The sequence below is a fragment of the Sphingomonas sp. Leaf343 genome, from assembly GCF_001423765.1.
Taxonomy (GTDB): Bacteria; Pseudomonadota; Alphaproteobacteria; order Sphingomonadales; family Sphingomonadaceae; genus Sphingomonas.
In genome coordinates this window covers 1-9,692 of sequence record NZ_LMPG01000007.1, presented here as the reverse complement: position 1 = coordinate 9,692, position 9,692 = coordinate 1, and the positions used below count along the sequence as shown (strand labels likewise).

At 63.9% G+C, this 9,692-nt stretch carries 7 protein-coding genes; all 7 read right to left on the bottom strand.

Features of this window, described 5'->3' with window-relative positions; genetic code table 11:
- Window positions 1-400 precede the first annotated feature (400 nt).
- Window positions 401-1,084: a response regulator transcription factor gene (locus tag ASG07_RS05200; protein WP_055843257.1), complete on the bottom strand. Its 684-nt coding sequence runs from the start codon at window positions 1,082-1,084 to the stop codon at window positions 401-403.
- Complete coding sequence (locus ASG07_RS05195; protein ID WP_055843255.1) at window positions 1,084-3,753, bottom strand: sensor histidine kinase; 2,670 nt, start codon at window positions 3,751-3,753, stop codon at window positions 1,084-1,086. Before ASG07_RS05195 ends, ASG07_RS05200 begins: the two co-directional genes overlap by 1 nt.
- A complete protein-coding gene (kdpC, locus tag ASG07_RS05190; protein WP_055843253.1) occupies window positions 3,753-4,322 on the bottom strand; it encodes a potassium-transporting ATPase subunit KdpC in 570 nt (189 codons plus the stop codon). Before kdpC ends, ASG07_RS05195 begins: the two co-directional genes overlap by 1 nt.
- An 11-nt stretch (window positions 4,323-4,333) precedes the next feature.
- Window positions 4,334-6,370 carry a potassium-transporting ATPase subunit KdpB gene (gene kdpB / locus ASG07_RS05185; protein WP_055843251.1) on the bottom strand — a complete coding sequence of 679 codons (2,037 nt, stop codon included), beginning with the start codon at window positions 6,368-6,370 and terminating at the stop codon, window positions 4,334-4,336.
- A gap of 13 nt (window positions 6,371-6,383) precedes the next feature.
- On the bottom strand, window positions 6,384-8,087 hold the full coding sequence (kdpA, locus tag ASG07_RS05180) for a potassium-transporting ATPase subunit KdpA (RefSeq protein ID WP_055843249.1): 1,704 nt from the start codon (window positions 8,085-8,087) through the stop codon (window positions 6,384-6,386).
- Window positions 8,088-8,101: 14 nt separating this feature from the next.
- Window positions 8,102-8,191, bottom strand: a complete 90-nt coding sequence (gene kdpF, locus ASG07_RS05175) for a K(+)-transporting ATPase subunit F (protein WP_022685962.1) — start codon at window positions 8,189-8,191, stop codon at window positions 8,102-8,104.
- Between the two features lie 106 nt (window positions 8,192-8,297).
- Window positions 8,298-9,170, bottom strand: coding sequence for a TorF family putative porin (locus ASG07_RS05170; RefSeq protein ID WP_055843247.1), 873 nt, complete (start codon window positions 9,168-9,170; stop codon window positions 8,298-8,300).
- Window positions 9,171-9,692 lie beyond the last annotated feature (522 nt).

Below are 9,692 nucleotides of genomic sequence, written 5' to 3'. Positions count from 1 at the left end.
CGATGATCTGCTCCTCGCTGAACCTCGTCTTCTTCACTTCCGTCTCCTCGCGAAGGCGGACTCTAGCTCAAATTGGCAGAGTTTCTGGGGAGCACGTCAGCGGTTCCTGCGCTGGCGGAAAAGAAACCCACTGTCGCCAGCGCGTAGGCAAGCGCTCCCCCCGTACGAGGCGCAACCTGCATTGCGATCAAACAGGTGAGCGCCAGATTCGCCAATCCGCACAGGATCAGTCTAGAAATACGAAGGCCAATGTCAGCCTTCCACGATCGATGCCACGATGCCATGCCACAACTCTCAAGGTGGCCATCCAGCTATCGGTCCGGACGTAGCATTTCGAGATCGATTCCACGAAACTGCATAGCGCTGGCGTAGCGTTGCGTTTTTCGAACGACCGCAGCCGCTATTGATCGGCGCGCAATCGGTACCCAACACCAAGTTCGTTGGCAATGATGCTGCCGACCGCGCCCGGCGCTTCCAGCTTTTGCCGGAGATTGCGCACGACGATCCGCAGATACTCGACGCGGGGGTCCTCCCCTGCCCAGGCAACCGCAAGGATGCGGTCGTGCGTCACGACGCGGCCGGCATGACGCGCCAATAGCGCGAGAACGTCGTGCTCCTTGCGGGTGAGGTGTAGTTCCACTGTTCCGCGGCAGACGAGGCGACGATCAAGATCGATCGTAACGTTACCTTTGCGAACGATCTTTGGCGCTGTCTCCGACACCCCGCGGTGGCGAAGGGCGACACGCAATCGAGCGAGCAACTCATCCGTATCGAAGGGTTTGGATACAAAATCATGGGCACCGAGGTCGAGCGCGGCGACCTTCTCGTCAGTTGCATCGCGAGCAGAAACGACAAGGATGACGGTATCGCTGTTCTGCAGGAGCAACGGGATAAGACCCAGCCCGTCCCTATCCGGCAGGCCAAGATCGAGGAGGATCGCGCTGGGGTACTCGACTCTTGCGCGGAGAAGGGCATCGCGGCCGTCGGCCGCTTCCACAACAGCATAACCGGCCCTTTCGAGGGTATTGCGCAACAGGCGGCGGATCGAGGCTTCGTCATCGACGACGAGGATCTTTGCAGACATCAGATGTGGCTCTCGGAAGTGTTGCGGACGATCAGGTCTGCAGGACATACCAGTGTGAAGGCGGCACCTTCTCCGTCGTCACGGTTGCCGGCCTCGACGCTCATCCCCATCGCCTCGGCAAACGCCTTGACGATCGCAAGGCCAAGGCCCGTGCCGCCAATCGCACGATCAGAGCCCTCGAGGCGGCGGAAGGTCTCGAACACCTCCGCCTCTCGCCCGGGGGGTAAACCTGGTCCATGATCGAGGATGGTCAGCCGTATCTGGCCGTATCGGTGGACGCCCTCGACGATGATGTCACTTCCAGGATCGCCGTAGCGCCCGGCATTGTCGAGGAGGTTGAGCAGGCAATGGTGCAGCAGTTGCGCGTCTACGCGGACGAGCGGCAGCGACGGCGATACCTGGAGGCGTACATCATGGCCTTGCAGCGCCCGCCGGGCATCGTGCGCGGCGCCGGCGACGGCATCGCTGAGATCGGTGGCCTCGACGTTGAGCTTCAACGCTCCAGCCTCCACCCTCGCCATATCGAGCAGATTGGCGACGAAGCGGTTAAGCCGCGCGGACTCGCTCTTGATGGTGCCGATGAGCTCCGGCGTCGCACCGTGATCGAGCTGATCCGCCGCGACGATCACCGCGGTCAGCGGGGTGCGCAGATCATGGCTGACCGACGATAGCAGGGCAGCGCGCAGGCGATCACGGGTCCGTACGGCATCGACGTCGCGCATCTCTGTCTCGAGCCGGAGGCGTTCGAGTACCAGCGCTGCCTGATCGATCAAGCTGGTCAGCAGCGGCAACTGATCGGCACGGATCGGATCGCCGCTATTCTCCTTCGCCACCCCGATCACCGCCAGCGCCTTGCCCCCTGCCTTGAGTGGCTGGAACAGCCATTCCGAGGCTGCAAGCGTGCCTGAACCCTTGCCCGCCGCGGTGCCGTTGTCGAATGCCCAATTGGCCGCTGCCATGTCCATCGTATCGAGACGATAACCGGGAGCGCTGGCCGCCTGGACGGTGAGGCTGGTGCCTCCCGAGGAGGTGAGCAGAACCGTCTGGACGTCGAACAGACGCGCCAGGTCGTCGCAGATCATGCGGGCCGCGACCGATGCGTCGTTGATCGCGCTCAGCTGCCGCAGGAAGCCAGCCAATGTGGCGTTCGTCCGCGCGCTGGCCGCAGCCATATCGGCCTGAGCACGAACGCGCGAAGTCAGCTGGCTGGTGGCGATCGCCACGCCGAGCAGCACGAAAATCGAAACGATATTCTCAGGATTGCTGACGCTCAGCGTTCCCACCGGTGGCAGGAAGAAGAAATTATACGCCAGGCTGGATGCAATGCCTGCGAACAGTCCGGTGCGAAGGCCGAACAGACTTGCGGCAGCCATGACGGGCAACAGGTAGAGCAGAGCAACGTTGCCGAGGTCGAGGATATGGAACAGCGCGCTGGCAAGCGCGGTGACGATCGCCACGAGCAGGAGCGCGATGAGGTAACCGGCAGGCTTGCCCCAGTTGCCGCGCTGACGACGTACCGGTGATGAACCCGGTTCCTCCTCCATCGGCAGGACGTGCACGGTGACGCCCGGCGTCTCGCGGATCAGGCGATCGACGATCGAGCCGTGGAGGAACTCGAACCAGCGCGACCGACGGGACTTGCCTACCACGAGCTGCGTAGCGCGGGCATCAGTCAGAAAGCCGCGAATGCCCTCTACTACGGAGGTCGCAGGTACGGTCGCAACCGCAGCACCGAGCTGCGTCGCCAAGGTCATCACCGCGGCAACCCGCTGGTGCTGTGCGTCGCTGAAATGAGCGGTCCTCGGCGTCTCGATGAAGAGCGCTGTCCAAGGTCCCCGCAGGCCATCCGCCACCCGCTTGGCCGCGCGCACCAAGCCGTCGGCGCCAGGCAGTTCGTTGATCGCGACGACGATGCGTTCCGAACCCGCCCAGGTACCACCGACGCCGAGCGCCCGGACGTGCTCCAGCATCTGGGCATCGACTGCCTGCGCAGCTCGCCGCAGCGCAAGCTCGCGCAACGCCGACAGATTGGATTTCGAGAAGAAGTGGCTGAGCGCGCGCGTCGCCTCATGCGGCAGGTAGACCTTGCCGGCCTTCAACCGCTCGATGAGCTCGTCGGGCGGGATGTCGACGACCTCGATCTCCGCCATCTCGAGGATGCTGTCCGGCACCGTCTCACGAACCCGGACGCGGGTGAAACTCGCGACGATGTCGTTGAGGCTTTCGACATGCTGGATGTTGACGGTCGAATAGACGTCGATGCCCGCCGCCAGCAGCTCCTCGACATCCTGATAGCGTTTGGGATGACGGCTGCCGGGCGCATTGGTGTGCGCCAGCTCGTCGACCAGGACGAGACGTGGACCGCGCGCCAGGACGGCGTCCAGGTCCATCTCCCCCAGTGTGCGGCCCTCATAGGCGATGTTGAGCCTGGGGATGATCTCGTGTCCGCGGGTCAGCGCTTCGGTCTCGACCCGTCCATGCGTTTCGACCACGCCGACGACGACATCGGTACCATCACGGCGTCGTGCAGCGCCCTCCGACAGCATCTCGAAGGTTTTGCCGACGCCCGGCGCTGCTCCGAGGAATATCTTCAGGCGTCCCCTCCCCTCCTGCGCGGCTGCACGCAGGAGGGCGTCTGGATCCGGTCTGCCGTCGCCACTGACCGGCATCAGCGCGCGGCGGCGTCCAAAGTGCGGTTCAGGCCAAGCACGTTCACGTGCGGCTCTCCGAGGATGGAGGTTTCGGTCGATCGGGCAACGATCCCACGCACCGCATCAACCGACATTCCTCGAACGCGCGCAATGCGGGGTGCCTGAACCAGGGCGGCGGCTGGCGACAGATCAGGGTCGAGACCTGAGCCACTGGCAGTGACGAGGTCGGCCGGAAGCGCGCCCGTCGCGCCTTCCGCCTGCCGCCTGGCGACATCGGGTTTGACCCTATCGACCAGCGCCTGAGACGCTGGGCCAAGGTTTGACCCCGACGATGCGAGGCCATCATAGCCTTTGCCGGCCGCCGACGGCCGGGTCTGGAAGTAGCGGTCCGAGGTGAAGGCCTGGCCGACCACGGTCGAGCCGATCACCTTGCCGCTTGCGCTCACGAGGCTGCCGTTAGCCTGCGAGGGGAAGATTATCTGCCCGATGCCGGTCATTGCCAGGGGGTACAGGATCCCAAGAAGGGCTGCGAAGAGGATCGTCATGACGATCGCGGGTCGCAGGGCGGAAGTGAAGTCTTTGCCCATGATGGTTGTCCTTATGCGAGGCCGATGCCACCGACGACAAGATCGATGAGCTTGATGCCGATGAAGGGGGCAACGAGGCCACCAAGGCCGTAGATGGCGAGGTTGCGCGCCAGCAGCGGCCCCGCCCCCATCGGCTTGTAGGCCACGCCCTTGAGCGCCAGCGGCACCAGCATCGGGATGATGATCGCGTTGAAAATAATCGCCGACAGGATCGCGCTCTGCGGACTGCCGAGCGCCATGACGTTGAGCACGCCCAATCCCGGATACAGCGCGACGAACATCGCCGGGATGATCGCGAAATACTTCGCCACGTCGTTGGCGACGGAGAAGGTGGTGAGCGCACCGCGGGTCATCAGAAGCTGCTTGCCGAGGCCAACGACCTCGATCAGCTTGGTCGGATCGCTGTCCAAGTCCACCATGTTGCCCGCTTCGCGCGCTGCCTGCGTGCCGGTGTTCATCGCCACGCCGACGTCAGCCTGCGCCAACGCCGGGGCGTCGTTGGTGCCGTCGCCGCACATCGCGACCAGCTTGCCTCCCTGCTGCTCCTTGCGGATCAGCGCGAGTTTGTCTTCGGGACTGGCCTGGGCGAGGAAATCGTCGACCCCTGCCTCTGCCGCGATTGCGGCTGCGGTCAGCGGGTTGTCGCCGGTGATCATTACCGTGCGGATGCCCATCTGCCGCAGTTCGCCGAAGCGTTCGCGAATGCCGGCCTTGACCACGTCCTTGAGGAAGATCGCGCCGAGCAGGCGCCCGTTCTTGGCGACCGCCAGCGGGGTGCCACCAGCACGCGAAATCTCGTCGGTGATCCGGCGGAGTTCGGTCGCGGCAGCCGTTTCGCCGACGCCAGGGTTGGCTTTGAGGATCGAGTCCACCGCGCCCTTCTGCACCAGCATGTCGGGCGTCTGCACACCGGAGATACGAGTCTGCGCGGTGAACGGGATGACCTCGGCACCCGCCGGCAGCTCGCTCGTGTGAACGCCGAACTCGTCGCGGGCGAGGACGACGATGGAGCGGCCCTCCGGCGTCTCGTCAGCGAGGCTGGCGATTAGCGCCGCTTCAGCCATCTCGGCATCCGTCGCGCCACCAACGGTGCGGAACTCACTGGCTTGGCGGTCACCGATCGTGATCGTGCCGGTCTTGTCGAGCAACAGGACGTCAATGTCGCCCGCCGCCTCGACCGCGCGACCGGACTTGGCGAGGACGTTGAAGCGCACCAGCCGGTCCATGCCCGCGATGCCGATCGCCGACAGCAGCGCCGCGATCGTCGTCGGGATCAGCGTGATGAGCAGCGCCGCGAGGATGGCGACCGGGATCGAGCCGCCGGCATAAGCGGTGAAACCCGGAATGGTCGCGACCGCGATCAGGAAGATGATCGTCAGCCCGACCAGCAGCAGCGTCAGCGCAATCTCGTTCGGCGTCTTCTGACGCTCGGCGCCTTCCACGAGGGCGATCATCCGGTCGAGGAAACCCTGACCGGGCATGACCGTCACCTTGACGCGAATTTCGTCCGAGATGACCCGCGTGCCGGCCGTCACCGCCGACCGGTCGCCGCCTGCTTCGCGGATCACCGGCGCGCTTTCGCCGGTGATCGCCGCCTCGTTGACCGAGGCCACCCCAGAGACGACCTCACCATCCGACGGGATCAGGTCATTGGTCTCGACCAGAACGATGTCGCCGACCTTCAGCGCGCTGGCGGGCACATTCTCATGCTCCCGACCGTCGGCCTTGAAGCGCTTGGCGGTCAGCTCCGCCTTGGTGGCGCGCAGCGATGCCGCCTGCGCCTTGCCGCGCCCCTCGGCCAACGCTTCGGCAAACGTGCCGAAGAGGACAGTCAGCCACAGCCAGACGACCAGCTGCAGCTTGAAGCCTGTTGTCAGTCCGTCATTGCCGATGATGAGCAGCACGATCATCAGCGCGGCGACAGCCGCGGTGACGAACATGACCGGATTGCGGATCAGGTCCGCCGGGTTGAGTTTGACGAACGAGGCCTTGATTGCCGGCACGACGAGGTCGGCCGTGAACAGGCTTTTCGAGTGGGTTTTTGCCATGTCAGGCGCCCCTTCAGGACAGTTTGCCGCTGATCATCGCGAGATGATCGGCGATAGGGCCAAGCGCGAGGCTCGGCAGGAAGGTGAGGCCGCCCAGGATCAGCACGATGCCGACGAGCAGCCCGACCCACAGCCCGCCCGTGGTCGGGAACGAGCCGGCACTTTCCGGCGTGTACTTCTTCGCTGCCAGGCCGCCGGCGATCGCCAGCATCGGCACGATAATGAAGAAGCGGCCGACCCACATCGCAACGCCGAGCAACCCGTTATAGTATGGCGTATTGGCGGTGAGGCCTGCGAACGCAGAGCCGTTGTTCCCGACCGCGCTGGTGAAGGCGTACAGGATCTCGCTGAACCCGTGCGGCCCCTTGTTGAGCGGCCCTGCCAGTCCCTGTTGGAGCACCGACGACAGCGCCGTCAGTCCCAGGATCATCAGCGGCAGTACGGCGATGGCGAGCACCGCGAGCTTCACCTCGCGTGCCTCGATCTTCTTGCCGACATATTCAGGCGTGCGGCCGACCATCAGCCCGGCGACGAACACCGCGAGGATGGCGAACAGCAGGAAGCCGTAGATGCCCGCGCCGACGCCGCCGATCACGACCTCGCCCAACTGGATGTTGAACAGCGGGATCATCCCGCCCAGCGCGGTGAAGCTGTCGTGCATCGCATTGACCGCGCCGCACGACGCGGCGGTGGTGACGACCGCGAACAGCGCGGAGGCGGCGATGCCGAAGCGTACCTCCTTGCCCTCCATGTTCCCGCCCGCGACACCCAGATGATGCAGCACGGGGTTGCCCGCGGCTTCCTGCCAGTACGTCACGGTAACGCCCGCGAGGAAAAGGATCACCATCGCCGACAGGATCGCCCAACCCTGCCGCGTGTTGCCGACCGCTTTGCCGAACGTCCAGGTCAGGCCGAACCCGATCAGGAAGATCGACAGCATCTGCACCAGATTGGTCAAGGCGGTCGGGTTTTCGAACGGGTGCGCGCTGTTGGCGTTGAAGAAGCCGCCTCCGTTGGTGCCGAGCATCTTGATCGCTTCCTGGCTGGCGACGGGGCCGAGCAGCAGCGACTGTCTCGCACCTTCCAGCGTCTGCACATCCACCACGCCGGACAGCGTCTGCGGCACGCCGCTCGCGATCAGGAACGTCGCATAGACGATGCTGATCGGCAGCAGCAGGTACAGCGTGACACGAGTCGCATCCGCCCAGAAATTGCCGATCGCCTTCGCCTCGCGCCGCGCAAAGCCGCGGAACAGCGCGAACGCCAGTGCGATGCCGGTCGCCGCCGACAAGAAGTTGTGGATCGTCAGGCCCAGCATCTGGGACAGGTTCGACATCGTCGACTCCCCGCCATAGCTCTGCCAGTTGGTGTTGGTGGTGAAGCTGATCGCGGTATTGAACGCGAGGTGCGGCGACAGCCCCGCCAGCCCTTGCGGATTACCCGGCAGCACGCCCTGCAACCGCAGCACCGCATAGGTAAACGCCATCAGCGTGGCGTTGAACAGGAGCATGTGAACGGCGTAGCGCCGCCAGCCATATTCCTGATCGGGGTCGATGCCGGCCAGCTTATAAAAGCCCGTCTCAACCGGGCCGAGGACGGTGTGCAGCGGCGTACGGCGCCCTTCGTACAGCGCGAACAGCCACGTGCCGACCGGTTTGGTCAACGCGAGCAGGATGGCGACGAAGCCAAGGATCAGGATCCAGCCCTGGAATGTCATGGGTCCGCTCCTTTCTAGAAGCGTTCGGGGCGGATCAGCACCGCAACAAGGTAGATGAGAAGGCCAAGCGCGGTCAGCGCCGCGAGCCACAGATCGAGGGTCATCGCATCACCTCAGGCGTTGTCGCACAGGCGTGCATAGGCGAGCGTTGCTGCCACCAGCCCGAGCATGACGAGGATCCAAAGCAGGTCGTCCATCAGCTGTTCCTCTTCAAAAAGCGGCGGTCAGCGAAACGACGAACGTGCTGCCGGCGATATTGCCGGTGCCGTCCTGCCCCTTGCTGAAGCTCGGGCGCAGGTAAGTCGCCTCTCGGGCGGAGATGTCGGTGTCGATGTACGAGACGTTGAACGTCAGGTTCTTCCACGTCGCATCCGCACCCAGCGACCAGTCCCAATACTCGCCTGTCGGTGCGACTGCGGTGGCATTGGGACCCAACCCGTCCTGGCCCCAGCTGTGACCGACGTGTGCCTTGGCGGTGAACGGCGTACCGGTGACGGCGAACGCCCCGTCACCCCACAGGTAAAGGTTGTCGTCCTTGTCGCCTGGATCGTTATAGACGCCCGCGGCTGCATCGGCGCCGGTGTTGTACCATTTACCGATCGCCTGCTGCTTGGGCGCGTAGGCCACGCCCGCTGTGAGGGTCGCGCGGCCAGCCGTGCCAGTGAGTTTGATGTATGGCTCGCCGAAATCGGTCTTATCCAAGCCGCCTGGATACATGTACCAGGTCAGGCCAACGTCCAGCGTCGCGTTCTCGGCAAGCTTTGCCTTGTAGCCGCCGATCAGGTCGAGCTCCATGTTGGCGCCACCGAAGGTACCCCAACCGGCAAGGTTGGATGCCCATGTGCCGATGTAGAAACCGCTGTTGTGCGCGATGGTGATGCCACCCTGCACTGCGATTTCGCGATCAGACTGCGAGACACCGCGGAAGCGATAATCCGAAGCGATTGACGCCGATCCGCTGACGGTGATCGCAGGTGGTGGTGCCGTGTCACCCGCCACCTTGTCCTCAGGCGTCGATTGCGCCTGTGCGACAGCAGGAACCCCAATTAGCACAATGGCGATGAGCGGTAGTGTAAGCTTCATTCTTGCCCCCAGCGGAACCGGCTGCCGCTGAGTGAGCGCGGAGCCTTAGGGGCACGCGATTAGGCCTATGCGGCGTAGCAATTCGAGATCGATTCCAGGAAAACGCATATAGCTGGCATATAGCTGACGCTTTTTCGACCTTCATCCGTCCGTTCGGTCTAGCTCTTTGTGAGAATCAGGCCTCTTACGACCGCCTTGCTGTGCATCACATGCGGTGACCGGGCTTGAAGCGAAAGGCGCAACTATTCTTTAGAATCGGCGCCACATGCTTGTACATCCAGGTGCCGAACGGAACATGTTCAGCCGGTTTATAGCCCCGATTAACATCTCGACATGAGAGCGTTATTCAGGGGATATCCTCAGCGTCAGCTTAGCCGCAGTGCGAAGGGTGACCCAAAATCGGCCATTCAGTGCAGTCGTAGCGCTTACTCGCAAGCGGTCGCTCGTTCATGTTCAATGACCCTTTTCTGAACAGGCAGACTTTCCCGGCCCCACCGCCTGCCGGCGCGGGCCTATGGGCCG